Consider the following 24,197-nt stretch of genomic DNA (forward strand, 5'->3'; position numbering starts at 1 on the left):
CGGGCGGCACCACCCGGAGCCGCCGGCCGGGTTCCGCCACGCGGGGAACCCGGCTCGATCAACGAGCGGGGTCAGGCACCGGTCGCACCTGATGTGCGACCGGGATCTCTGGCTGTCAGCGGGCGGGGCGGATGGTGCCGGTCACCTCGCCGAGGGCGATCGTGGTGCCGTCGGGGCCCGGCGCGGTGGCGGTGACGGTGACCGTGTCGCCGTCGGCCAGGAAGGTGCGCTCCGCGCCGCCGACCGTGACCGGCTCCGCGCCGCCCCAGGTCAGCTCCAGGAACGAGCCGACCTGGTCCCGCCGGGGGCCGGAGACGGTGCCGGAGGCGTACAGGTCGCCAGTGCGCAGGGACGCGCCGTTGACGGTGAGGTGCGCCAGCTGCTGGGCGGGCGTCCAGTACATGGTGGCGAACGGCGGCTCGCTGACCCGCTCGCCGTTCCACTCCACGGCCAGCCGCAGGTCCAGCCCCACGTGCGGCACGTCCCGCAGGTACTCCGCGACCGGCGGGTCCTGCTCGGGCGCGGGCACGAACGCGTCGGCGAGCGCGTCCAGCGGGGTCACCCAGGCCGACACGGAGGTCGCGAAGGACTTGCCGAGGAACGGGCCGAGCGGCTGGTACTCCCAGGCCTGGATGTCCCGCGCCGACCAGTCGTTGACCAGCACCACCCCGAAGACGTGGTCGGCGAAGTCGGCCACTCCGACCGGCTCGCCGAGCGCGCTGGGCACGCCGACGACGAAGCCCACCTCGGCCTCGATGTCGAGGCGCACGGACGGCCCGCAGACCGGCCCGTCCGGGGTGGCCCGCTGCCCGGTGGGGCGGACGATCGGCGTGCCGGACACCACCACCGTGCCGGCCCGGCCGTGGTAGCCGATCGGCAGGTGCTTCCAGTTGGGCAACAGCGGCGGCTGGCCGGGGCGGAAGATCTGCCCGACGTTGCCCGCGTGGTGCTCGGAGGAGTAGAAGTCGACGTAGTCGGCCACCTCGAACGGCAGCAGCAGCTCGGCCTCGGCCAGCGGCACCAGCAGCGGCTCGACGGCCGGCCGGTGGGTGGAGTCGGTGAGCAGCTCGGTCACCCGCTGCCGGACGGCGGTCCACTGCGGCCGCCCCAGCGCCAGGAACGCGTTGAGGGTGGACCGGCCCAGCGCGCCGGCGGCCAGCACCAGCCCGGCCGCCTCGGCCGCGCCCAGGTCGAGCACGAACTCCCCGATCCGTACGCCGACGCGGGGGTCGCCGCCGCCGGAGCGGAACACCCCGTACGGCAGGTTGCGCACCCCGTACGCCGAGCCCTCGACACCCGTCACCCAGGTCATGCCTCGTCTCCCCCGTTCACGTCGTGTCCTGCGTCGACCAGGCCCAGCCGGATCAGGTCGGTCAGTGGTTCGGTGATGCTGCACGAGCCGTACCCCACCCACAGCGGCCGGTCGGCGGCGCGGGCGGCCCGGGCCCGCTCGACCAGCGGCACCGGGTCGGTGGTGGCGAGCACGGCGGCCACCTCGTCCACCTCGGCCCCGTCGGCGGCGGCGAGGGTCGCGGCGAGCACGTTGCCGAAGCCGTGGTGGGTGAAGCCGGTCTCCGGGTCGCGGTGCCGCACGGCGTGGTGCAGCCCGGCGGTCAGCTTGAACGGCAGCGCCCGGTCCCGGCAGGCGCAGATCACGGCGGCCAGCTCGACCGGGGTGGGGAACAGCTCGGCGGCCAGCCCGCCGGTGCGGAACTTCGCCGCGACCGGCACCCCGTCGGCGCGGGCGGCGGCGACCGCGTCGAGCGCCCCCATCAGCCCGAACGTCAGCGGCAGCTCGGCGTGGACGTCGACCCCGCCGGACCGCCCGGCCAGGCCCAGCAGCGCGGTCAGGCCGGGCAGGGGGTCCTCGCCGCGCTTGGCGACGGCCACCTCGACCTGGCGGGCGGTGACGCCGGCCGGCAGGGCGGCCAGCGCGGCGGGCAGCCCGTCGATCCCGGTGTCGCCGATCAGCCCGACCACGAGGCGGCCTCCGGCGCTGTCGCCGCCCGGCGCGGCGGGGTCGGCCGGGCCGCCCGGCGCTCCGGCCGACCTGCCCGGCCCGCCGGCCAGAGTTGCGGCCAGCTCGCCGGAGACGACCGCCGAGGCGGGCACGAGCAGCGGGCCGACCAGGTCGGCGTACCAGGAGTCGCGGTGCCGGCGGTGCGCAGCGAGCGCGTCGGGCAGCGCCGCGCTGCCGGGCGGGAAGACGGCGGCGTCGTCGACGAGGCCGGCGAGGAGGTGTGGCACGTGCGTTGACACGGAACAAGAACTTACGGGACGCTACAAGGAACGGACAACAGCGTCCGACTATCGGACGCCAGCGGCCGGTGAACGGGACGATGACCGGTGAACGCGCCCATGCTCGGGTGAACGCGACGAATCGGGAGGCGACATGCCGTACTACCGCAGCGTCGGCGAGGTGCCCCGCAAGCGGCACACCCAGTTCCGCCAGCCCGACGGCACCCTCTACGCCGAGGAGCTGATGGGCCAGGAGGGCTTCTCCGCCGACTCGTCCCTGCTCTACCACCGGCACGCCCCCACCGCGATCGTCGCCGCCGAGGCGTACGACCCGCCGGCCGTCACCCGCGTGCCCAACCTGCCGCTCAAGCCCCGCCACCTGCGCACCCACCAGCTCGACCACACCGGGGCCGACCCGATCCTCGGCCGGCGCTACCTGCTCGCCAACGACGACGTGCGCATCGCGTACGTGTCGGCCGACCGGCCGTCCCCGCTGTTCCGCGACGCCACCGGCGACCACTGCCTCTACCTGGAGTCCGGGTCGCTGCGGGTCGAGTCACCGTTCGGCGCGCTCGACGCGGTGGCCGGCGACTACGTGATCATCCCGACGTCGACCATCCACCGCCTCGTCCCCACCGGCGACGAGCCGGCCCGACTGCTGGCCGTCGAGGCCGCCGGGCACGTCGGCCCGCCCAAGCGCTACCTGTCGGTGCGCGGCCAGTTCCTGGAGCACTCGCCCTACTGCGAGCGCGACGTCCGGGGGCCGGACGCCCCGCTGCTCGTCGACGGCTCCGACGTCGAGGTCCTGGTCCGGCACCGGCGCGGCTGGACGAGGTACGTCTACGCCCACCACCCGTTCGACGTCGTCGGCTGGGACGGCCACCTCTACCCGTGGGCGTTCTCCATCCACGACTTCGAGCCGATCACCGGCCGCATCCACCAGCCGCCGCCCGTGCACCAGACGTTCCAGGGCCCCAACTTCGTGATCTGCTCGTTCGTGCCCCGCAAGGTCGACTACCACCCCGACGCCATCCCGGTGCCCTACAACCACCACAACGTCGACTCCGACGAGATGCTGTTCTACACCGGCGGCAACTACGAGGCCCGGCGCGGCTCCGGCATCGGGCAGGGCTCCATCTCCCTGCACCCGTCCGGCTTCACCCACGGCCCCCAGCCCGGCGCGGCCGAGCGCTCGATCGGCGTCGACTTCTTCGACGAGCTGGCCGTCATGGTCGACACGTTCCGCCCCCTCGACCTGTGCGCCGCGGCGGACGAGTGCGAGGACCCCGCGTACGCCTGGACCTGGGCCCGGCCCGCTGCCCCTCCGGCCGGCTAGGACGCCACCACCACGGAGGCATCGACCCGGCGGGCGGGCCCGCCGGTCAGCTCCGGCACCGTCGTCGAGACCCGCCCGTACCGCCCCGACCGGACGGCCTGCCCGAGGGCGACGAGCGCCGCCGCCACCGGCTCCGGGGTCCCCGCCCCGACCAGCCGGTCCCGGTAGGCGTCGTCGTCGAGGTGGACGACCTCGACGGGCCGACCGAGGCGCCCCCCGAGCAGGCCGGCCAGGTGGGCGGCGGTGAGGGCCTCGGGGCCGGTCACGTCGAGCGTCCGCCCCGCGAGGCCACCGGCCGGCTCCGGCCCGGCGGTCAGCACGGCGGCGGCCACGGCCGCGCAGTCGTCCCGGGCCACGTACGCCACCGCGCCGTCCCCGGCGTTCGTCACGTGCCGCCCGGTGGACACGGCGGGGGCCAGCAGCTCCGCGACACCCGAGGCGTAGATGGCGTTGCGCAGGATCGTCCACGGGAGCCCGCAGCCGCGCAGCTGTTCCTCGGTGGCCCGGTGGGCGGCGTTGAGCAGATCCGGCGGCCCGTCGCAAGCCACCAGGGAGGTGTAGACGACGTGCCCCACCCCGGCGGCCACCGCCGCGTCGATCGCCGCCCGGTGCTGGGCGATCCGCCGCGCGGGCTCCCAGGCGTCCGTGCTCACGATCAGCAGCCGGTCGATCCCGGCGAGGGCCGCCGGGAGACCGGCCGGCTCGTCGAAGTCGACCCGCCGTGCCTCGACGCGCTCCGGTGCCGCCCGGCCCGCCCCGGCCAGGGCCGCGCCCGGATCGCGGGTCAGCGCCACGACCCGGTGCCCCGCCCCGGCCAGCATCCGCACCGTACGCCCGCCGAGCCCACCGGACGCCCCCGTCACCCCAACGATCATCTGATCCCGCTCCGTTCACGAACGTGGCCTCGCCCGCCATGGGAAAGGCGGTTGCCGCCCCCATCCTGGACAGCGAGGATCGATCGCGGAAGACGGCACATCTGCCTGCCTCAGGCACACCGGAGTAACCGATGACGACGCCCCCGCCGGGTGCCCGGCTGGCCCAGGAGCTGGCCCTCCCGCCCGACGTCCGGGTGACGGAGGCGATGCGCGAGCACTGCCCGCTCCGCGACACCCTCGACCGCATCGGCGACCGCTGGACGGTGATCGTCGTGGTGCTGCTGCGCGGTGGCCCGCGCCGGTTCAGCGACCTCCAGCGCGCCACCGAGGGCATCAGCCGACGGATGCTGACCCACACCCTGCGCAACCTGGAACGCGACGGACTGGTCACCCGCACCGTGCACCCGTGCGTGCCGCCCCGGGTCGACTACGCCCTCACCGACGAGGGCAGCAGCCTCACCGACCCGCTCACCGGCCTGCTGCACTGGTCGATGCGCCACCACGACCACGTCCGCAGCTCCCGCCAGGCATACGACAGCTCCCGGCAGGAACCCGACGCGGGCGGGCCGCCCGCGTAACTCGGTGGACCGGCCGCCCCGCATCGACCATCGTGACCGGATGAGCGGTGCCAGGATGTCGGACGCCGAGCGGCGGGTGTGGGCGGCGCTGCCCGGCGACGTACGCGAGACCTTGGAAGCCCTGCCGGCGGCGGACCTGACCACGCTCCTGCTCTCCCTGGCCCGGACGCGGGCCGCGCGGGTGCGGCCCGCCGAGGTGCTGCGCCGCTGGCGGGACGACCGGTTCGTCCGCCCCGCCGACGGCGACCCACGCGCGAGCGCCGCCGTGCAGGCGCTGCTGTGGGAGCTGCTGCCCGCCGAGGTGGCAGGCGTGGAGCTGTCCCCCGTCGCGCCGCTGGGCACCTGCGCGGCGGTCGGCCCGGGCAGCCAGGACCGCATCGTCACGACCATCCGCCCGGTGGAGGTCGTCAGCGACCCCACCAACGCGCTGGCGGTCGAGGCCGCCGACCGGCGGCGACGCGGGAAGGGGCGGGGCGCGGTGCACCTCGCGGCCAGCCACCGGGTGCTGCGGGCGCAGCGGTTCGGCGCGGGGATGCAGGCGCACTTCCGGCTCTTCGCGCTGGTGTCCAGCGCCCGCGACACCGGCTCGGGCCGCACCGAGGCCCGGCTGCTGACGCTGCACCTCGGCTACTGGCAGCGGGTCCTCGCCCGCCTGGCGCCGTCGGCCGCGCCGACGCTGCGGTTCACCGTCCTCGACTCCCCCGTGCTGCGGGAACGCCTCGACGACACGGTCCGGCCCGCCCTCGCGGCGGGCGGCGTGCCGCTCGCCGAGGAACCCGAGCGCACCCGCGGCCGGGGCTACTACGTCGACGCCGCGCTGCGGATCACCGCGACGCCCGGCGGCGAGCCCGTCGAGCTCGGCGACGGTGGCTTCACCACCTGGACGGCCCAGCTCACCAACGACGCCAAGGAACGCTGCCTGACCTCCTGCATCTCGACAGACCGCCTGACCGCCCTCGCCACGGGCTAGCGGGGGCGGACAGCGACCACGTCAGGGGTTCGCCGGGGCCCGCCCGCGCAGGGATCAAGCCTGACCGCCCGGAGCGGGCGGGCCCCGGCGAACCCCCACCACAACGCACCGCAACGAACGCGCCTTGGAAGCATCAGGACGACGTTCAGCGCACCGTCCGGGAGAACACCGCCAACTCCCCCACCGCGGCCACCGCGATCGCGAGAACCAGCGGCCACGGCGTCCCCACCACCGCATAGAGCAGCAACAGCAGAGGCCCGGCGGCCACCGCGTACACCGCCAGGGCCAGCGAGCGGTCCGAGCGCAGCAGCCCCGGCAGCACCGTACGGGTCAGCCCGGGCACCCGCGCCGCGAGCAACCAGCCCAGCACCGCCCCGCTCACCGCCACCAGCACCGCGAGGAACCTCGACGGGCCGGACGACGACGTCCCGGCCGCCGCGACCGCCACCAGCACGGCACCCACGAGGGTCCAGCCCGCCCCGTACAGCACGAGCCGGCGCAGGTCGTCGACGACGCCCCGGGGCCTGTCGGGCGCGACCGGGGCCGCCTGGACGGCCGGCACGCTCTCCGCCAGCTCCGCGAGCGCCGCCGCGTACCAGCGTCGTTCCAGCCGGACGATCCCCGGCTCGTCGCCGGCCCGGTCCAGCTCCGGGTCGAGCCGCAGCGCCTCCCGGTACGCCCGCTCGGCCAGGTCGTACAGCCGCAGCCGGGCGGCGACGAGGGCGAGCACCAGGTGCGCCTGGGACTCCTCCGGGGCCAGCTCGACGCCCCGCCAGGCGGCGTTGAGGGCCGGCTGCCCGTTGCGGGAGCCGGACAGGATCGCGGCGGCGCTGCGCTGGGCGTACGCGTCATCGGCGGCCGCGGCGAGCAACCGGCCCGCGGTGCCGGCCGCCTCGGCGTACTCGCCCTGCTCGACCAGGGCCAGCCCCCGGGCGACGAGCGGGGCGACGGTGTCCGGCGCGAGGGCCAGGGCCGCCTCGGCGGCGGCGCGCGCCTCGACGGGGCGGCCGGCGGCCAGGTGCACCCGGGCGAGGGTGGTCAGCGCGTCGGCGTTCGCCGGCTCCAGGGCGAGGGCGAGGCCGACCTCCCCGGCGGCCTCGTCGTACCGGCCGAGGTCGGCCAGGAGTTGGGCGCGCTGGAGGTACCCCTCGGCGGTGGCGTCGCTCGGCATCGGGCGACCCTACGCGGGCGGGACCGGGTGGACCAGGGCCACCGCGATGCCGGCGAGCCCTTCACCGCGCCCGGTGAAGCCGAGCCCGTCGGTGGTGGCGGCGGAGACGGTCACCGGCGCACCGACCGCCTCGGAGAGCACCGCCTCCGCCTCGGCGCGACGCGGCCCGATCTTCGGCCGGTTACCGACGACCTGCACGGAGACGTTGCCGATCTCGAAGCCGGCCGCCCGGACCCGGCGGGCGGTCTCGGTGAGCAGCGCCACCCCGGGCGCGCCCGCCCATTCGGGCTCGGCCACGCCGAAGTTGGCGCCGAGGTCGCCGAGGCCGGCGGCGGAGAGCAGCGCGTTGCAGGCGGCGTGCGCGACCACGTCGGCGTCGGAGTGCCCGGCCAGGCCGTCCTGGTCGGGCCAGAGCAGGCCGGCCAGCCAGCAGGGTCGGCCCGCCTCGAAGGCGTGCACGTCGGTGCCGATGGCCACCCGAGGAACGATCATGAACCGAGGGTACGCGTCACGCGCCGCCGGCCAGCAGGTGCTCGGCCAGCGCGAGGTCGAACGGGCGGGTGACCTTGAGGGCGTGCTCGGAGCCGGGGACGCAGACCACCGGCACGCCCTGCTTCTCGACGAGGCCCGCGTCGTCGGTGAGCGGGTCGCCGGCCGCCTCGTGGGCGGCGGTCAGCACCGCGCGGCGGAAGCCCTGCGGGGTCTGCACGGCACGCAGGGCGGACCGGTCGACCGTGCCGAGGACCACCTCGCCCGGGCCGACCTCCTTGATCGTGTCGACGACCGGGAGGACGGGGATCACCGCGTCGTGCCCGGAGCGGACCGCCGCGGCGACGGACTCGACCAGCTCGGGCGGGGTGAGCGCGCGGGCCGCGTCGTGCACCAGGATGATCTCCGGGCCGGCGGGGACGGCGGCCAGCGCGGCGGCCACGGACGCCTGGCGTTCCGCCCCGCCGGGGACGACCGTCACCGGGGCGACCGGGGTCAGCAGGTCGCGGACCGCGTCGACCTCGGCCGCCGGGGCGGCCACCACGATCGTGTGCACGGACGCGGCGGCGGCGATCCGGCGCACGGCGTGCACGAGCAGCGGCTCACCGGCAAGGGGGCGCAGGGCCTTGGGCGCGCCCGGGCCCAGGCGTACGCCGGCACCGGCCGCAGGCACGAGGACCGCGACGTCACCGCGCGGATTGAGCTGCGCGGTCACGTCGCGGTCCTCGGATTCTGCTGCTGCGGGGTGGTCGATGATCAGGTGCGGATCAGGCCTCGGTCAGCACCTTGTCGAGCAGCGTCTCCGCCTCGTCCTTGGTGCTCTTCTCGGCCAGCGCGACCTCGCCGACGAGAATGTCCCGCGCCTTGGCGAGCATGCGCTTCTCGCCCGCCGACAGGCCCCGCTCCCGCTCCCGGCGCCACAGGTCGCGCACGACCTCGGCCACCTTCAGCGGGTTGCCGGAGGCCAGCTTCTCCAGATTCGCCTTGTAACGCCGCGACCAGTTGGTCGGCTCCTCGGTGTGCGGAGCCCGGAGGACGTCGAAGACCTTGCCCAGGCCCTCTTCGCCGACCACCTCGCGCACACCCACGATCTCGGCGTTCTCAGCGGGCACCCGGACCGTCAGGTCACCCTGCGCGACCCTCAGGACGAGGTACTGCTTGGGCTCGCCCTTGATGACCCGAGTCTCGATTGCCTCGATGAGTGCGGCCCCGTGGTGGGGGTAAACAACGGTCTCGCCGACACTGAAAACCATAGGTTCGAAACCCCTTTCGCTGTGTCTAGGGTAACACGCTCAGGCACCGATGTCCCACCGCTGTCCTGACCGTTGGCGCAGCTCAGGGGCCCTGTGAGAGGTATTTCTTCAGCTTGACAGGAGGCCAAACCGATGGTCTGAACACGCTCCGTGATTGGCAGATGACACCCCGACGCGGGTGATCGGAGCGTGGATTTCTCGGGCTATGCGCTGTTCCCATGGTATCCCGGTCGCGCCAGCCGCGCCCAGGTGTAGCGGGAGGACCCGGCGGTGCGGGACCCTGGAGGCACAACACTGTCCGCGCGCCGAGACGGTTGCAGGGGGTCCGATGGGCATGCCCGACGCAGAGGGCCAGGGCTCCGCCGACGGCCTCCCCGGTCTGCCACCGGAGTGGGGCCGCATCGTCGTGCCGGACGACCCGTCCGCGCTCGCGGAGGAGGCGGCACGGGTCCGCCGCGAGCTGCGCCGCCAGGCCAACCAGACCCGCTGGCGTCGCCGCCTCGGCCTGCTCCCCCGCCCCGGCGGCCGGCCACCGCTGCGGCTGCCGCTGCTCGTCCTGCTGGTCACGCTGCTGATCACCCTCGCCGGCCTGTTCGCCGTCACCTGGCCCCGGTCGCCCCGGGGCGGCGACCGCCCCACCGTCGTGCCGTACCCGACGGCGACCGACCTGAGCGGCCGGGCGCTGCCGGCGCTGGACCTGGTCGACGCCGGGAACTCGGCCGTCTCGCTGCGCGGCCTCACGCCCGCCGTGATCATCCTGGTGGACGCCTGCCCCTGCCCCGAGCGGGTCGCCGAGGCCGCGGCGCTCGCCCCGCCCGGCGTGACCGTGGTCACCGTGGAGGGTGGCCGCACGGTCCACGCCACCCCGGCGTCGGCCACCGCGACCGTACGCCCGCTCGCCGACCCGGCCGGCGGCCTGCGCACCTTCCTGCGGCTGCCGGCGCAGCCCGGGGCGGCCACCGCGCTGCTGGTCGACCGCGCCGGCGTGCTGGTCCGGGTGGTGCCGGAGCTGCGCTCCGCCGAGGACTACCGCGCCGACCTGGCCCGCCTCGGCACCTGATCAGGAGGAACGGGCGGTGGCTCAGAAGGCCAGGGCCGCCAGCCGGGCATCGACCACGACCGGGGCGTCGCCGGACACGGCAAGGACGAAGCGGAGCTTCTTCCCGCCGTCCAGCAGCACGGTGGCGGACGAGCCGTCGCACGCCACCCGGTGGCTCTCGCGTTGACCAAAGGGGAAGGCCACCAGCAGCAGCTCTCCCGGGCCGGTGCACCGGGCCTGCAGCAGGTGGGGCCGGGACCCGGCGGCGGGAACGGCACGCTGCTGCGGCGGCATGCCGGGGCGCAGGGTCAGCCGGGCCTGCCACAGGGTGCCGAACCCACCGAGGTCGCCGCCCCGGTCGTAGGGGACGGACCCGCTGGCATCGTCGGCCAGCACCTGCCCGGTGGGTCCGTCGAGGACGACGGCCCGGCGCGGGGACCTGAAGATCACCCGACCGTTCGCCGAATCGACGACGACATGGGGACTGTCACCGGGGACGACCCGACCCGTTTCCCGACCCGTTGGCACGGAGTCCACAGCGTCTACAGGATCCACGGCGGACGAACGGTCCGGCCCGCCCGTCGGGTCGATCCGGGGAGCCGCACCCCGCCACCACGCGCCGCCGGCGACCACGAGGAGCACGGCCAGCCCGGCCAGCACCCCGCCCCGCAGCCGATCCACCCAGACATCCCCCGCCCCACCCACACCGCCGAGCCTAACCCCCCGCCCCACCCCCGCTCGGCTCGGTGATCAAGAGCTTTGCGTCATCGTCGAGATCAACTTTGACACTTTTCTCTTGATCACCGAAGCGAGGCCGGGGTGGGGAGGGGCGGGGTGGATCAGGGGGTGTGGTCCAGGAGGGCGGCGTAGAGGGTCAGGCCGGGGCCGAAGGCGAGCATCAGGATCCGCTCGGCCGGGCGTTGCGCCCGCAGGAGCCGGTCCAGGATCAGCATGACCGTCGCCGAGGAGCAGTTGCCGTGGGCGTCCAGGGTGGCGCGGGCCGCGTCCAGCGCCTGCGGCGGCAGCGCCAGCTCGCGCTCCACCACGTCCAGGATGCGCGGGCCGCCCGGGTGCACCGCCCAGCCGCCCACCTCCGACAGCGTCGCGCCGTGCCGGGCCAGCAGGCCGTCGACCAGGCCCCGGACGTGGCGGGAGAGCACCTGCGGGACCTTCGGGGACAGCCCCATCCGGAAGCCGGTGTCGGTGACGTCCCAGGTCATGTGGTCCGCCGTGGACGTGTCGGTGATGGCGGTGACCTCGCGCAGCGCGTACCCCCGGCCGCCGGGGACGACCACGGCGGCGACGGCGGCGTCCGAGAAGAGGGCGTGGGAGACGATCTGCTGGGTGTCCAGCCGGGCCGTCGCGGGCTGGATGTGCAGGCTGGTCAGCTCCGCGCAGAGCAGCAGCGCCGGCCGTTGCCGGGCGGTGACGAAGTCCCCGGCCGCGCCGAGCCCCGGCAGGGCCGCGTAGCAGCCCATGTGGCCGACGACCATCCGCTGGGTGTGCGGGGCCATGCCCAGGTCCCGGGCGAGCAGGATGTCCAGGCCGGGCGTGGCGTACCCGGTGCACGAGCAGACGATGAACATGCCGACGTCCCCGGCGTCCAGGCCGGCGGCGGTGAGCGCCCGGCCGACCGCCTCCTTGCCCAGCGGCAGCGCCTCGACCTGGTAGCGGCGCATCCGGCGCTCCGTCGGCCAGTCCGAGACGTCCTCCAGCAGCGGGTTGACCGCCGCCTGCCGCCGCGTCACGCCGGAGTTGGCGAAGATCCGCTGCGCGAGCGCCCGGGTGGCGTCGGGGAAGTGGCCGGCGAAGAAGCCCGACCAGAGCTCGTCCTGCGTGGCCCCCGGCGGCTGCGCCGTGCCCAGACCCGCGATCACCGGTACGGCCACGTTCCCCACCTCTCGTTCGCGTACCCCACGTCGTCACCAACGAGAGGCGGAGCTGTCGCGGTCCGGCCTCACCTGTACCCCGGCGCGCGCCCGGCTATCCGCGCCGGACGCCGCGCCCCTGGTAGAGCACCGCCGTCGACCAGGCCGGCCTGATCCGGGGCTCCCGCCCGCCCGACGGCGACAGGCCGCCGCCCAGCGGCGGCCGGCGGGCGGCCCGCAGCCGGCGGACCAGCCAGCGCAGGGTGCCGCCCACCTCCGGCCGGACGCCCCGGACCCGCAGCTCGACGCCGTGCCGGGCGCACTCGGCGATCAACTCCCGGTCGTCCACGAACAACCGTGGATCGTGGATGCCCCGGGGCACCGTCGGCAGCCGCTCGCCGATCTCCACCGCGACCAGCCGGCTCAGCGCGGTGTCGTTGAGCGTGTCCAGCACCAGCAGGCCGCCCGGCCGCAGCAGCCGGCACGCCTCCGCCACGGCGGCCCGCCAGTCCGGCACGTGTTCCAGCAGCTCACCGGCGGCCACCACGTCGGCGCAGCCGTCGGCCAGCGGCACGGCGGTGGCGTCGCCGTTGACCGGGGTCACCCCGTGCGCGGCGGCCTGGGCCAGGGCGGATCGGGTGAGGTCGACGCCGACGTGCCGGTAGCCCTTGCCCGCCACGTGCGGGGCGAGCAGGCCGGCGCCGCAGCCCAGGTCGACCAGGAGGGCGTCGGGCCGGGTGGCCGGCGGCACCAGGGCCGCCCGGGCGCGGGCGAGCCAGTGCAGCATCGCGAACGCCCCGTCGGGACGCCACCACTCGTCGGCCAGGTCGTCGTACTGCCGGGGATCGTTCGGCGGCAGCACGCGCGGCCGGTCGGACACCGGGGACGATCCGTCACGCATGGCACCGAGCGTGGCACGACCGGACGGTAACGACCAGACTTCCCATATGGCGACGACGGTGTTAGGGCTGCTCAGGGCAAGTCACCCGGAGCCGGCTGCGGCGGTGACCGTGGTGGCGGGGCTGCTCGCCGTGGGGGTGGGGCACCGTGCGTCCGGGGTCGCCGCGGTGGCGCTCACGGTGCTCGCCAGCCAGCTCGCCGTCGGCTGGTCCAACGACCACCTGGACGCCGACCGGGACGCGGCGGTGGGGCGTACCGACAAGCCGGTCGCCGCCGGCGCGGTGAGCCGGCGCGCGGTGGGGCTGGCGACGCGGGCCGCGGCCCTGGCCACGGTGCTGCTCGCGGCGGCGACGACCAACCGCACGGCGGCGGTCTGGGCGACCGTGGCCCTGGTCTCCGCCCTGGCCTACAACTGGCCGCTGAAGTCGACGCCGTTCTCCGTGCTGCCCTACGCGGTGTCGTTCGGCGCGCTGCCCGCCTTCGTGGTGCTCGCGCTGCCCGGCGCCCCCGGCCCGCCGGCCTGGCTGGTGGCCGCCGCCGCTCTGCTGGGTGCCGGCGCGCACTTCGCCAACGTGCTGCCCGACCTGGCCGACGACGCCCGGACCGGGGTGCGGGGGCTGCCGCACCGGCTCGGCGCGGCCGGCAGCCGGGTGGCCGCCGCCGCGCTGCTGCTCGCCGCGACCGTCACCCTGGTCGCCGGGCCGCCCGGGCCGCCGTCGTGGTTCGGGCTGTCGGCGGTCGCGACCGCCGCGCTGGTCCCGCCCCTGACCTGGTACGCCGGCCGCAACGCCCGCCGCTCCGGCGACCGGGGGGTGGCCGCGTTCCGGGCCGTGCTGCTGGTGGCCCTGATCGACGTGGTGCTGCTGGTCACCGGCGGCCGGGTGCTCTGAGTGCCCGGGAAGGTGGTGGTGCCGGGTCGGCGTGCGGCTCCCGATCAACCCCAACTACCCTGAAGCCGGTCTGCGCGGGTATGGCCACCGTGCCCGGCGACGGCCGGGTGGGGATCGTGACGAGGAGGACCGACGTGACGCGCTCGATCAGGGGTTCCCGGCGGGCGGCCCTGCTGCTGTCCGGCGTGGCGGCGGCGACCGGCCTGCTGGCGACCGGCTGCGGCGCCGGCCAGGTGGCCGAGACCGCCAACAAGGAGCCGTCGGTCCAGGGCGTCAACATCCAGACCTCGGACAACGCCTACAAGGTGCGCGGGCTCTACGTGGAGTACCCGGGCGCCGGTGGCTACCAGGCCGGCGCGAACGCCGCCGTCAACGCGGTGCTCTACAACGACACGCAGAGCCCGGTGACGGTGACCGTCACCACGGACAGCGCACGGGAGATCGTGATCAGCGGCGGCGCGGCCACCTCGGCCAGCCCGTCCGCGTCGGCCAGCGAGTCGCCGTCGGAGAGCGCCTCGCCCTCGGGGTCCGCGTCGCCGTCCGGGTCCGCTTCGCCGTCCGGGTCGGCCTCGCCGTCCGAGGGCGCGTCGGAGGGCCCGTCCGCCTCGCCGAGCCCGTCGGCCCCGGCCGGGGAGCCGGCCCGGTTCGAGATCCCCGCCCTCGGCTACGTCCAGCTCAACGTGCAGGGTGGCCGGTCGCTCCAGCTCGTCGGCCTCAACCAGGCGCTGCTCGCCGGCCAGCAGGTCAACCTGACCTTCGACTTCGGCAACGGCAACACCGTCAGCACCCCGGCCCCGGTCGGCGTCCCGTTGACCCCGCTCCCGCAGCCGTCCCAGATCGTGCAGCGCGAGGGCGCGCACGGCGCGGAGGGCGGCACCGAGGGCTCCGGCCACGGCGGCTGACCGCCGACCGGTAACAGCTCGACCGCACCGCCGGCGTGGCACCCGCCACGCCGGCGGTGCTTCGTCGTACGGGGGGACTAACGTTCCGGTGTGACGACGCCCCGATCGACACCCTCCAGGGCGACCCCGCGCGGCCGGGCCGCCCGTGAGCCCCGCCCCGCCTACGAGTGCGACGCCTGCGGTCACCAGCCGCCCAAGTGGGTGGGGCGCTGCCCCGAGTGCGGCGAGTGGGGCTCGGTGGTCGAGTGCACGGTGACCGGCCCGACCGTCTCCGGGCGGGTGGTCAGCTCCCGGATGCCGGCCGAGCCGGCCCGGCCGATCGCCACCATCAGCGCCGCACCGGCCAAGGCCCGCCCCACCGGCGTGAGCGAGCTCGACCGGGTGCTCGGCGGCGGCCTGGTGCCCGGCGCGGTGGTGCTGCTCGCCGGCGAGCCGGGGGTCGGCAAGTCCACGTTGCTGCTCGACGTCGCCCAGCAGTGGGCGGCCACCGCCGGCAGCCCGTCGCTGGTGGTCAGCGGCGAGGAGTCGGTCAGCCAGGTGCGGTTGCGCGCCGAGCGGATGAACGCCCTGCACGACCAGCTCTGGCTGGCCGCCGAGAGCGACCTCGGCGCGGTCCTCGGCCACCTCGACGCGGTGAAGCCGGGGCTGCTGGTGCTCGACTCGGTGCAGACCATCTCCACCGCCGGCACCGAGGGGGTGCCCGGCGGGGTGACCCAGGTGCGGGCGGTCACCGCCGCCCTGGTCGCCGTGGCCAAGGAGCGGGGGGTCGCCACCGTCCTGGTCGGCCACGTCACCAAGGACGGCCAGGTGGCCGGGCCCCGGGTGCTGGAGCACCTGGTCGACGTGGTGCTGCACTTCGAGGGCGACAAGCACTCGTCGCTGCGGATGGTGCGCGGCGTGAAGAACCGGTTCGGCGCCGCCGACGAGGTCGGCTGCTTCGAGATGCACGAGGGCGGCATCAGCAGCCTCGCCGACCCGTCCGGGCTGTTCCTCACCCGCTACTCGGAGCCGGTGCCGGGCACCTGCGTCACGGTGGCGATGGAGGGGCGGCGGGCCCTGGTCACCGAGGTCCAGGCGCTGATCGGGGCGACCGTGGCGGGCTCGCCCCGGCGCACCGTGTCGGGGCTGGACGGGGCCCGGCTGGCGATGGTGCTGGCGGTGCTCCAGCGCCGCGCCGAGCGGCTGACCCTGCACGACCGGGAGGTCTTCGCGGCCACCGTCGGGGGCATCCGGGTGGTGGAGCCGGCCGCCGACCTGGCGGTGGCCCTCGCGGTCGCCTCCGGCGGTCTCAACCTCGCCATCAACCCGCACCTGGTGGCGATCGGCGAGGTGGGCCTCACCGGCGAGGTGCGCCGGGTCGGCGCGGTGCCCCGCCGGCTCGCCGAGGCGGCCCGGCTCGGCTTCCGGGTGGCCCTCGTGCCGCCGGGATGCGGCCCGGAGAGCGCCGGGGCGGGCCCCGAGAACATGCGCGTGATGGAGGTCACCGACGTGCGCTCGGCGCTCCAGTGTGCCGCCCGCGCATCGGCGGAGTGACCGACGGTGGCCGTCGGGTCGGACCGCCGGTGCGATTCCGGACAAGCGCGGCGGGCCTCCCGACACGGTCGACAGGGGGCATCGTGACACATCACAGTAACCACGACAGCACCCACCGCACGCCAGTCCGTAGACTGTGCGCGTGCCGATCGACCGCGATGCCAGCAAAACCGCCGGCGCGACACCCCACGCCCGCACCGGTGCCGTGGGCTCGCCCGCCCGTCCGATCAGCGTCAGCGTGACCGGGAGTGTCGGCGGCGCGAGCGGTGATCCGCTGCGGGCCAATCTCGCCCTCATGGCCCCCGGCACCGCGCTGCGTGACGGCCTGGAGCGGATCCTGCGTGGCCGCACGGGCGCGCTGATCGTCCTAGGCTACGACAAGGTCGTCGAGGGGCTGTGCACCGGCGGCTTCCCCCTCGACGTGGAGTTCTCGGCGACCCGGGTGCGGGAGCTGTGCAAGATGGACGGCGCGGTGGTGCTGTCCAGCGACGGCACCCGCATCGTCCGGGCGGCGGTGCACCTGATGCCGGACCCGTCGATCCCGACCGAGGAGTCCGGCACCCGGCACCGCACCGCCGAGCGGGTGGCCCGGCAGACCGGCTACCCGGTCATCTCCGTCAGCCAGTCGATGCGGATCATCAGCCTCTACGTCAACGGCCAGCGGCACGTGCTGGACGACTCGGCGGCCATCCTGTCCCGGGCCAACCAGGCCCTGGCCACCCTGGAGCGCTACAAGCTGCGTCTCGACGAGGTTTCCGGCACCCTCTCCGCCCTGGAGATCGAGGACCTGGTGACGGTCCGGGACGCGGTGGCGGTCGTGCAGCGGCTGGAGATGGTCCGCCGGATCGCCGACGAGATCGCCGGCTACGTGGTGGAGCTCGGCACCGACGGTCGCCTCCTGGCGCTGCAGCTCGACGAGCTGATGGCCGGCGTGGACGCCGACCGCACCCTGGTCATCCGCGACTACCTGCCCGCCGGCCGCAAGTCCCGCACGCTCGACGAGGCGCTGGTGGAGCTGGACCTGCTGGGCGCCACCGAGCTGATCGACCTGGTCGCGGTGGCGAAGGCCATCGGCTACCCGGCTGCCTCCGACGCGCTGGACGCGGCGGTCAGCCCGCGCGGCTTCCGGCTGCTGGCGAAGGTCCCCCGGCTGCCGGTGGCCATCGTCGACCGGCTGGTGCTGCACTTCGGCAGCCTCCAGCGGCTGCTCGGGGCCACCGTGGAGGACCTGCAGGCCGTCGAGGGCGTCGGCGACGCCCGCGCCCGCGGCGTCCGGGAGGGGCTGTCCCGGCTCGCCGAGGCCTCCATCCTCGAACGCTACGTCTGACGCGCCCGACGCCCGGCGGCAGCGGAACCGAGCCGCCGGGTGCCGGGCGTCGGAACCGCCTCGGCGGCGGGGCGGGCCGTCAGCCGGTGATGGTGAGCTTCACCGGCGAGCTGAGCTTGGTGTCGAGCCGCCCGAAGACCTGGTACGCCCCGGCCGGCGGGAACGGGCCGTTGGCGAGCCCGTCCTTGCAGCGGCTGGTGTCCCGCCCGTTCCAGTCCACCTGGTACGACCGCTCGAAGCCGGGCGTGAACGACTGCACGTCCGAGCCCTTGACGTTGCCGCAGGTGTCGGAGGACCAGACCTTCTCCGCGCCCGACTTGACGAACAGCTCCTGGAAGTCCGCGCCCACGTCGCGGCTGCAGGTGCGGTCCGACTTGTTCTTGATCTTGAGCTGGAGGCTGACCACGGTGCCCTGCTGCGCCGACGTCGGCAGCACCACCGGCGTCACCGAGATCTCCGCGTCGGTGCACGTCCCGGCGTCCGCACCGGGCCCGGCCGGAGCGCCGTCGCCGCCGGAGGGGCCGCCGTTCGACCCGCCCTCGTCGCCCCCCGACGAGCCCGGGTCGCTGCCCGGGTCGTCCGACCCGCCGGGCGGCAGGCCGGTCTGCGGCGTCAGCACCGAGCCGCTCGGGTCGGGCACCGCCGACGGGTCGCCCGCACCCGGGGTCGCCGTCGGAGTCGGGGTCGACTTCGACTGCGGCGTGGTGCCGGTGTTGCCCGCGCCATTACAGGAATAGAGCAGGACAATCAGGAAGAGAAGGCCCGCTCCAAGTACGACGGCGCGACGCCGCCAGTACACGGCGGGTGGCAGGGGGCCGACCGTCAGACGCATGATGCCCCCACCGTAGCGGCGCGACGCACCGTCGTCGGGCGCGACGCGCCGGAGCACCCTCGGCTCACCGTGACGACCCTCCACTCACGACAGCGACACCCCGCCGGGGACGGCGGTCCCGCCCGCAGCGGCACCCGGCCCGGCGGTGCCGGGACCGGTCACTGGTAGACCTTGCGCTGGTAGATCGCGTGCGCCCCGGCCACCCGGTCCAGGAAGAGCAGGCCGAGACAGTGGTCGATCTCGTGCTGCAAGGCGCGCGCCTCGAAGCCGTCGGTGACCAGCCGCACCGGCGCCCCGGTGCCCGGCAGCAGCCCCTCGACGACCAGGCGGCTGGCCCGCTTGACGTCGCCGGTGAGGTCGGGCACCGACATGCAGCCCTCCCGGCCGCTCTTCCACCGGGTCGCCTCCACCACCCGGGCGTTGCACAGGACGAACGTGCCGTGCACGGTGAGCGCCTTCGGGTGACCGGTGACGTCCACCGCGAACACCTGCGCGCCCACGCCGACCTGCGGGGCGGCGAGGCCCACGCAACCCGGTGAGACCCGCATCGTGGCGATCAGGTCGGCGGCCAGGCGGACCACCTCGTCCGAGGTCGGATCCACCTCCGGCCCCGGCCGGCTGAGCACCGGGTCGGGGGCGGACACCACCGGGCGCACCTCCCCCGGCACCGGCAGCGCCGCCGGTGTCCAGCCGGCGAGGCCCGCGTACTCCGTCGTCACAGCAGGTCCGTGTCCGCCGGGCGGAGGCTGACCCCCACGCCCAACTCCGCGGCGGTACGCGCCAGCCGGCCGGCCACCTCGTCGAAGGTGCCCGGCGGCAGGTCGACCTCCGCCACCACCACGTAGAGGGAGCCGGTCAGCCGGGTGCTCAGGTCGGTGACGTTGCCGCCCGCGTCGGTCAGGACCCGCGTCATCGCCGCGACGATGCCCATCCGGTCCGCGCCGTGCACCGCCAGCACGTACGGCTCACCGGTCGGCGCGGTCGCGCCGTCGGGGGCGACCGCCCGTACGGTGGCCAGGAGCTGGCCGTCGGCGGCGAGCGGGGCCAGCGCGGCCTCGACGTCGGCGGCGGCCGGGCCCACACAGATCAGGGTCATCGCGAAATGGCCCCGCAGCCGGGTCATGGTGGAGTCGGTGAGGTTCGCGCCCAGCCGGGCGAGCACCTCGGCGACGTCGGCCACGATGCCGGGCCGGTCCCGGCCGATGACGGTGATCGCGAGCTCGCTCATCCGGGCATTCTGCCCGATCGGGGGGCGGCCTCCGCGTCGCCCCGCCCGGCCCGCCCAACCTGCGGGAAGGCGGCCCGTGACATGATCGACGGCGCGATGTCCGAGCACACCTTCGCCACCCTCGTCAGCCGGTGGTACGAGCGCAACGCCCGCGACCTGCCGTGGCGGGTGCCCGGCGTGGGCGCGTGGGCGATCCTGGTCAGCGAGGTCATGCTCCAGCAGACGCCCGTGGTGCGGGTGCTGCCGGCGTACGAGGCGTGGCTGGCCCGCTGGCCCACGCCCGCCGCGCTCGCCGCCGACCCGCCCGCCGAGGCGATCCGGATGTGGGGAAGGCTGGGCTACCCGCGCCGGGCGATGCGGCTGCACGACTGCGCGGTGGCGATCGTCGAGCGGCACGGCGGCGAGGTGCCGGACCGGCTGGAGCAGCTGCTCGCCCTGCCGGGGGTCGGCACGTACACGGCGCGGGCGGTGGCCGCCTTCGCGTACGGGCAGCGGCACCCGGTGGTGGACACCAACGTGCGGCGGGTGGTCAGCCGGGCGGTCGCCGGGGAGCCGGACGCCGGCCCGGCCACCCGCCCCGCCGACCTGGTGGCCACCGAGGAACTGCTGCCGGCGGAGCCGGCCGAGGCCGCCCTGGCCAGCGCCGCGTTCATGGAGCTGGGGGCCGTCGTCTGCACCGCCCGGTCGCCCCGGTGCGCGGTCTGCCCGGTGGAGTCGATCTGCGCCTGGCGGGCCTCCGGCCAGGCGGCGCCGGCCGGCCCGACGCGGCGTCCCCAGCGGTACGCGGGCACGGACCGCCAGGTCCGCGGGCTGCTGCTGGCGGTGCTGCGGGAGTCCAGCGGGCCCGTGCCGCGCCAACGGCTGGACCAGGTCTGGACCGACGACGTGCAGCGCTCCCGGGCGCTGGCGGGGCTGGTCACCGACGGCCTGGTGGAACCGGCCGGTGGGGAGTCGTTCCGCCTCGCGGGTGACGGCCCGGCGATCCCGGCCCCGGCCCTGGACGCCTGACCCGACCAGGCCCGGGTCCCGCCCAGCCCGGCTGCGCACCCGCCCCGGGCCGTTGGGGTCCGCCTCGCCGGGACGGGGGCGCCATGTCGCCGACATGGCGGCTTCCGGGCCCCCTGATGCCCCCATATCCCCGGCATCCACGCTCCCGGGGGAACGGGCGACGGCCCGGCGGCTCTCGCCGCCGGGCCGTCGCCTCGCGCTGTCGTGCTACTCGTCGCCGCGCTGCCGCGCTGCTCCTCGTCGTGCTGTCGTGCTGCCGCTGCCGTGCCGCCCCTCGGCTCAGGCGGCCTCGGTGCCGCCCAGCTCGGCGGGGACGGCGTCGGGGACCTCGGCGGGTCGGTCCGAGCCGCGGAACACCAGCTTGGACTTGTCGATGTCCTCCGGGTCGCCCTCGCAGTCGACCACGACGATCTGGCCGGGGGTCAACTCGTTGAACAGGATCCGCTCGGACAGGTTGTCCTCGATGTCGCGCTGGATCGTGCGCCGCAGCGGCCGCGCGCCCAGGACCGGGTCGAAGCCCTTCTTCGCCAGGTACTTCTTGGCGTTGTCGGTCAGCTCCAGCCCCATGTCCTTGTTGCGCAGCTGGGTCTCGATCCGGGCGATCATGATGTCCACGATCGAGAGGATCTCGGTCTGCCGCAGCTGGTGGAACACGATGGTGTCGTCGATCCGGTTGAGGAACTCCGGCCGGAAGTGCTGCTTCAGCTCGTCGTTGACCTTCTGCTTCATCCGGTCGTAGTTGGACTCCGAGTCCTCCGACGCCTGGAAGCCCAGCGACACGGCCTTGGCGACGTCCCGGGTGCCGAGGTTGGTGGTCAGGATGATGACCGTGTTCTTGAAGTCCACGATCCGGCCCTGGCCGTCGGTCAGCCGCCCGTCCTCCAGGATCTGGAGGAGGGTGTTGAAGACGTCCGGGTGGGCCTTCTCGATCTCGTCGAAGAGGACCACGGAGAACGGCCGACGCCGCACCTTCTCGGTCAGCTGCCCGCCCTCGTCGTACCCGACGTAGCCGGGAGGGGCACCGACGAGCCGGGACACCGTGTACCGGTCGTGGAACTCGGACATGTCGAGCTGGATGAGGGCGTCCTCGCTGCCGAACAGGAACTCCGCGAGCGCCTTGGACAGCTCGGTCTTACCCACGCCGGACGGGCCGGCGAAGATGAACGAGCCGGACGGGCGCTTCGGGTCCTTCAGGCCGGCCCGGGTGCGCCGGATGGCCTTCGAGACGGCCTTGACCGCGTCCTCCTGGCCGATGACGCGCTTGTGCAGCTCGTCCTCCATGCGGAGCAGGCGGGAGGTCTCCTCCTCGGTCAGCTTGTAGACCGGGATGCCGGTCCAGTTGCCCAGGACCTCGGCGATCTGCTCGTCGTCGACCTCGCTGACGACGTCGAGGTCGCCGGCCTTCCACTCCTTCTCCCGCTGCGCCTTCTGGCCCAGCAGCTGCTTCTCCTTGTCGCGGAGCTGCGCGGCGCGCTCGAAGTCCTGCGCGTCGATCGCGGACTCCTTGTCGCGGCGCACCTGCGCGATGCGCTCGTCGAAGTCCCGCAGGTCCGGCGGCGCGGTCATCCGGCGGATCCGCATCCGCGCGCCCGCCTCGTCGATCAGGTCGATCGCCTTGTCCGGCAGGAAGCGGTCGGAGATGTATCTATCGGCCAGAGTTGCGGCGGCCACGAGGGCGGCGTCGGTGATCGAGACGCGGTGGTGCGCCTCGTACCGGTCGCGCAGGCCCTTCAGGATCTCGATCGTGTGCGCCAGGGACGGCTCACCCACCTGGATCGGCTGGAACCGCCGCTCCAAGGCGGCGTCCTTCTCCAGGTGCTTGCGGTATTCGTCGAGCGTCGTGGCGCCGATGGTCTGCAGCTCGCCACGGGCCAGCATCGGCTTGAGGATCGACGCCGCGTCGATCGCGCCCTCCGCCGCGCCCGCGCCGACGAGGGTGTGAATCTCGTCGATGAACAGGATGATGTCGCCCCGGGTGCGGATCTCCTTGAGCACCTTCTTCAGGCGCTCCTCGAAGTCACCCCGGTAGCGGGAGCCGGCGACCAGCGCGCCCAGGTCGAGGGTGTAGAGCTGCTTGTCCTTCAGCGTCTCCGGGACCTCGCCCTTGATGATCTTCTGGGACAGGCCCTCCACGACGGCGGTCTTGCCGACGCCGGGCTCACCAATCAGCACCGGGTTGTTCTTGGTGCGGCGGGACAGCACCTGCATGACCCGCTCGATCTCCTTCTCCCGCCCGATGACCGGGTCGAGCTTGCCCTCGCGGGCAGCCTGGGTCAGGTTCCGACCGAACTGGTCCAGCACCAGGCTGGTCGACGGCGCGGCCTCGCCCGTCGTCGTGCCGGCCGCCGCGGGCTCCTTGCCCTGGTAGCCGGAGAGGAGCTGGATCACCTGCTGGCGGACCCGGTTGAGGTCGGCCCCGAGCTTCACCAGGACCTGGGCGGCGACGCCCTCGCCCTCGCGGATCAGGCCGAGCAGGATGTGCTCCGTGCCGATGTAGTTGTGGCCGAGCTGCAGCGCCTCGCGCAGCGACAGCTCCAGGACCTTCTTCGCCCGCGGCGTGAACGGGATGTGCCCGCTCGGCGCCTGCTGGCCCTGACCGATGATCTCCTCGACCTGCTGACGCACACCCTCCAGCGAGATCCCCAGACTCTCCAGGGCCTTCGCCGCGACACCCTCACCCTCGTGGATCAGGCCCAGCAGGATGTGCTCCGTACCGATGTAGTTGTGGTTGAGCATCCGGGCCTCTTCCTGGGCCAGGACGACAACCCGTCGCGCTCGGTCGGTGAACCGCTCGAACATGCCCTCGTGCTCCTCACGTGCCGTGCGCCTTGATGGTCAGATCTCGGCGGGGCCGGTGCGCGGACGTCCGGGACGGGCGTCCTTGCCTCATTACTCTATCGCCGCGGACCGACTCCGCTGAGGTCGTGTGTCCTCCGCGGGGGTCCGGTACGCGTCGTTTTAGCCAACCGTCCGCGCTCAGGGCGTGTTCCGGGGTCTCCGCGTGTACGCGCAGAGCGAAATTCGGACGGGCGGTGGGACCCGGCTGCGGGCCTCCCCGCGGGCCCGCAGCCGCCCTCCGGAGACCCGGGTCGGGCGGCGGTTCGGCCGGGCCGACGAGCGGACCAGGCCGACGGCCGGTTGTCCACAGGCTGTGGACGAGTTTTCCACCGGTTGTGGACAACGCCGCGGCGGAGCGGGTTCTTCCCGGCGGGGTGACACGGCGACGCCGGCCCGGAGGTGTGCTCCGGTCCGGCGTCGGTGTCGCCCGTGTCGGGGTTGTCCCGCCGAGGGCCTTGTCGCACCCGGCGACTGCGGCGGTCACCCGGGACCGCCTCGGCGCTCAGCGCTTCGCGTGGAACTCGTCGACGATCTCCTGGGGGATGCGCCCCCGGTCGGAGATCTCCTTGCCCTCCCGCTTGGCCCACGCCCGGATCGCCTTGTTCTGCTCACGGTCGGCGGTGGCGCCGCCCCGGCCGCGCGCAGCCCGCCCGCCGACCACCACGCCGCCCCGGCCCACCTTGGTGCCGTTGGCGACGTAGGGCGAGAAAACCTCCCGCAATTTCTCGGCGTTCGTGGCGGACAGGTCGATCTCGTACTGAACGCCGTCGAGCGCGAACTTGACGGTCTCGTCAGCGTCCCCGCCGTCCAGGTCATCGACCAGCTTGTGAATGATCTGCTTGGCCACGTCCCACATTCCTTTCGAGCAGGGTGATCCTGCAAACTGAGAGCACAATAACCCGCCCGATGCTTGCCTCGTCAA

Annotated in this window: 24 protein-coding genes; 9 read left to right on the forward strand and 15 right to left on the reverse strand. The window is 74.6% G+C overall.

Annotated features, from left to right (window positions below):
* Nucleotides 1-115: 115 nt before the first annotated feature.
* Together fahA and LPU61_RS10945 are read right to left on the reverse strand one after the other, a co-directional pair.
* Entirely contained in the window at nucleotides 116-1,312 is a 1,197-nt protein-coding gene (gene fahA / locus LPU61_RS10940) for a fumarylacetoacetase (protein ID WP_229404829.1), read from the reverse strand.
* Nucleotides 1,309-2,259 (reverse strand): hypothetical protein, encoded by a 951-nt coding sequence (locus LPU61_RS10945; protein WP_043965073.1) that lies wholly within the window; start codon nucleotides 2,257-2,259, stop codon nucleotides 1,309-1,311. The genes fahA and LPU61_RS10945 overlap by 4 nt, the downstream gene beginning before the upstream one ends.
* A gap of 133 nt (nucleotides 2,260-2,392) precedes the next feature.
* On the opposite strand from LPU61_RS10945, the gene LPU61_RS10950 reads away from it, so the two are divergent.
* Nucleotides 2,393-3,574 carry a homogentisate 1,2-dioxygenase gene (locus tag LPU61_RS10950; RefSeq protein WP_229404830.1) on the forward strand — a complete coding sequence of 394 codons (1,182 nt, stop codon included), beginning with the start codon at nucleotides 2,393-2,395 and terminating at the stop codon, nucleotides 3,572-3,574.
* Here LPU61_RS10950 and LPU61_RS10955 read toward each other — a convergent pair.
* Nucleotides 3,571-4,449: an NmrA family NAD(P)-binding protein gene (locus LPU61_RS10955; protein ID WP_229404831.1), complete on the reverse strand. Its 879-nt coding sequence runs from the start codon at nucleotides 4,447-4,449 to the stop codon at nucleotides 3,571-3,573. The two genes, LPU61_RS10950 and LPU61_RS10955, sit on opposite strands and share 4 nt — an antisense overlap.
* Nucleotides 4,450-4,580: 131 nt before the next feature.
* On the opposite strand from LPU61_RS10955, the gene LPU61_RS10960 reads away from it, so the two are divergent.
* Both LPU61_RS10960 and LPU61_RS10965 read left to right on the forward strand, forming a co-directional pair.
* Nucleotides 4,581-5,027 (forward strand): helix-turn-helix domain-containing protein, encoded by a 447-nt coding sequence (locus LPU61_RS10960; protein WP_229404832.1) that lies wholly within the window; start codon nucleotides 4,581-4,583, stop codon nucleotides 5,025-5,027.
* Between the two features lie 40 nt (nucleotides 5,028-5,067).
* Nucleotides 5,068-5,997 (forward strand): hypothetical protein, encoded by a 930-nt coding sequence (locus tag LPU61_RS10965; RefSeq protein ID WP_229404833.1) that lies wholly within the window; start codon nucleotides 5,068-5,070, stop codon nucleotides 5,995-5,997.
* Between the two features lie 145 nt (nucleotides 5,998-6,142).
* Here LPU61_RS10965 and LPU61_RS10970 read toward each other — a convergent pair whose 3' ends face one another.
* From LPU61_RS10970 to LPU61_RS10985, 4 genes are read right to left on the reverse strand one after another with little or no spacing between them, the layout of a single operon-like run.
* Nucleotides 6,143-7,168, reverse strand: coding sequence for a tetratricopeptide repeat protein (locus LPU61_RS10970; protein WP_229404834.1), 1,026 nt, complete (start codon nucleotides 7,166-7,168; stop codon nucleotides 6,143-6,145).
* A 9-nt stretch (nucleotides 7,169-7,177) separates the two neighbouring features.
* Nucleotides 7,178-7,660 (reverse strand): 2-C-methyl-D-erythritol 2,4-cyclodiphosphate synthase, encoded by a 483-nt coding sequence (ispF, locus tag LPU61_RS10975; protein WP_043965064.1) that lies wholly within the window; start codon nucleotides 7,658-7,660, stop codon nucleotides 7,178-7,180.
* 16 nt (nucleotides 7,661-7,676) lie between these two features.
* Nucleotides 7,677-8,372, reverse strand: coding sequence for a 2-C-methyl-D-erythritol 4-phosphate cytidylyltransferase (ispD, locus tag LPU61_RS10980; RefSeq protein WP_043965062.1), 696 nt, complete (start codon nucleotides 8,370-8,372; stop codon nucleotides 7,677-7,679).
* A 52-nt stretch (nucleotides 8,373-8,424) separates the two neighbouring features.
* A complete protein-coding gene (locus LPU61_RS10985; protein ID WP_007073334.1) occupies nucleotides 8,425-8,910 on the reverse strand; it encodes a CarD family transcriptional regulator in 486 nt (161 codons plus the stop codon).
* Between the two features lie 328 nt (nucleotides 8,911-9,238).
* Between LPU61_RS10985 and LPU61_RS10990 the strand changes: the two genes are divergently transcribed.
* Entirely contained in the window at nucleotides 9,239-9,970 is a 732-nt protein-coding gene (locus tag LPU61_RS10990; RefSeq protein WP_043965056.1) for a hypothetical protein, read from the forward strand.
* Nucleotides 9,971-9,991: 21 nt separating this feature from the next.
* On the opposite strand, the gene LPU61_RS10995 is transcribed toward LPU61_RS10990, so the two are convergent.
* From LPU61_RS10995 to LPU61_RS11005, 3 genes are all read right to left on the reverse strand, one after another.
* The gene (locus LPU61_RS10995; protein ID WP_043965054.1) at nucleotides 9,992-10,399 is read right to left on the reverse strand and encodes a hypothetical protein; all 408 of its coding nucleotides are present in this window, start codon (nucleotides 10,397-10,399) and stop codon (nucleotides 9,992-9,994) included.
* 389 nt (nucleotides 10,400-10,788) lie between these two features.
* Nucleotides 10,789-11,838, reverse strand: a complete 1,050-nt coding sequence (locus LPU61_RS11000; RefSeq protein ID WP_043966405.1) for a type III polyketide synthase — start codon at nucleotides 11,836-11,838, stop codon at nucleotides 10,789-10,791.
* Nucleotides 11,839-11,932: 94 nt separating this feature from the next.
* On the reverse strand, nucleotides 11,933-12,718 hold the full coding sequence (locus tag LPU61_RS11005; RefSeq protein WP_229404835.1) for a methyltransferase domain-containing protein: 786 nt from the start codon (nucleotides 12,716-12,718) through the stop codon (nucleotides 11,933-11,935).
* A 46-nt stretch (nucleotides 12,719-12,764) separates the two neighbouring features.
* Between LPU61_RS11005 and LPU61_RS11010 the strand changes: the two genes are divergently transcribed.
* The 4 genes from LPU61_RS11010 (at nucleotide 12,765) to disA (ending at nucleotide 17,369) form a co-directional block, all read left to right on the forward strand.
* Nucleotides 12,765-13,607 carry a UbiA family prenyltransferase gene (locus LPU61_RS11010; RefSeq protein ID WP_043965051.1) on the forward strand — a complete coding sequence of 281 codons (843 nt, stop codon included), beginning with the start codon at nucleotides 12,765-12,767 and terminating at the stop codon, nucleotides 13,605-13,607.
* A gap of 134 nt (nucleotides 13,608-13,741) precedes the next feature.
* On the forward strand, nucleotides 13,742-14,509 hold the full coding sequence (locus LPU61_RS11015; protein WP_229404836.1) for a hypothetical protein: 768 nt from the start codon (nucleotides 13,742-13,744) through the stop codon (nucleotides 14,507-14,509).
* A 90-nt stretch (nucleotides 14,510-14,599) separates the two neighbouring features.
* Entirely contained in the window at nucleotides 14,600-16,042 is a 1,443-nt protein-coding gene (gene radA, locus LPU61_RS11020) for a DNA repair protein RadA (RefSeq protein WP_043965049.1), read from the forward strand.
* A gap of 142 nt (nucleotides 16,043-16,184) precedes the next feature.
* Complete coding sequence (disA, locus tag LPU61_RS11025) at nucleotides 16,185-17,369, forward strand: DNA integrity scanning diadenylate cyclase DisA (RefSeq protein ID WP_074472796.1); 1,185 nt, start codon at nucleotides 16,185-16,187, stop codon at nucleotides 17,367-17,369.
* Nucleotides 17,370-17,448: 79 nt separating this feature from the next.
* Here disA and LPU61_RS11030 read toward each other — a convergent pair whose 3' ends face one another.
* The 3 genes from LPU61_RS11030 to LPU61_RS11040 all read right to left on the reverse strand — a co-directional run bounded on the left by LPU61_RS11030 (nucleotide 17,449) and on the right by LPU61_RS11040 (nucleotide 19,429).
* Complete coding sequence (locus LPU61_RS11030) at nucleotides 17,449-18,201, reverse strand: hypothetical protein (protein WP_229404837.1); 753 nt, start codon at nucleotides 18,199-18,201, stop codon at nucleotides 17,449-17,451.
* Nucleotides 18,202-18,359: 158 nt separating this feature from the next.
* Nucleotides 18,360-18,920, reverse strand: coding sequence for a peptide deformylase (locus LPU61_RS11035; RefSeq protein ID WP_043965047.1), 561 nt, complete (start codon nucleotides 18,918-18,920; stop codon nucleotides 18,360-18,362).
* A complete protein-coding gene (locus LPU61_RS11040) occupies nucleotides 18,917-19,429 on the reverse strand; it encodes a glycine cleavage system protein R (RefSeq protein WP_043965045.1) in 513 nt (170 codons plus the stop codon). Before LPU61_RS11040 ends, LPU61_RS11035 begins: the two co-directional genes overlap by 4 nt.
* 96 nt (nucleotides 19,430-19,525) lie before the next feature.
* On the opposite strand from LPU61_RS11040, the gene LPU61_RS11045 reads away from it, so the two are divergent.
* Complete coding sequence (locus tag LPU61_RS11045) at nucleotides 19,526-20,437, forward strand: A/G-specific adenine glycosylase (RefSeq protein WP_229404930.1); 912 nt, start codon at nucleotides 19,526-19,528, stop codon at nucleotides 20,435-20,437.
* A 279-nt stretch (nucleotides 20,438-20,716) separates the two neighbouring features.
* Here the strand turns inward: LPU61_RS11045 and LPU61_RS11050 are convergent, their stop codons facing one another.
* Both LPU61_RS11050 and LPU61_RS11055 read right to left on the reverse strand, forming a co-directional pair.
* Nucleotides 20,717-23,236, reverse strand: a complete 2,520-nt coding sequence (locus tag LPU61_RS11050) for an ATP-dependent Clp protease ATP-binding subunit (RefSeq protein ID WP_043965043.1) — start codon at nucleotides 23,234-23,236, stop codon at nucleotides 20,717-20,719.
* A 541-nt stretch (nucleotides 23,237-23,777) separates the two neighbouring features.
* Complete coding sequence (locus LPU61_RS11055) at nucleotides 23,778-24,122, reverse strand: Lsr2 family protein (protein WP_198956599.1); 345 nt, start codon at nucleotides 24,120-24,122, stop codon at nucleotides 23,778-23,780.
* Between the last annotated feature and the right edge of the window lie 75 nt (nucleotides 24,123-24,197).

Source organism: Micromonospora sp. NBRC 110038 (assembly GCF_020884815.1).
In the GTDB taxonomy this organism is placed as follows: Bacteria; Actinomycetota; Actinomycetes; order Mycobacteriales; family Micromonosporaceae; genus Micromonospora; species Micromonospora haikouensis.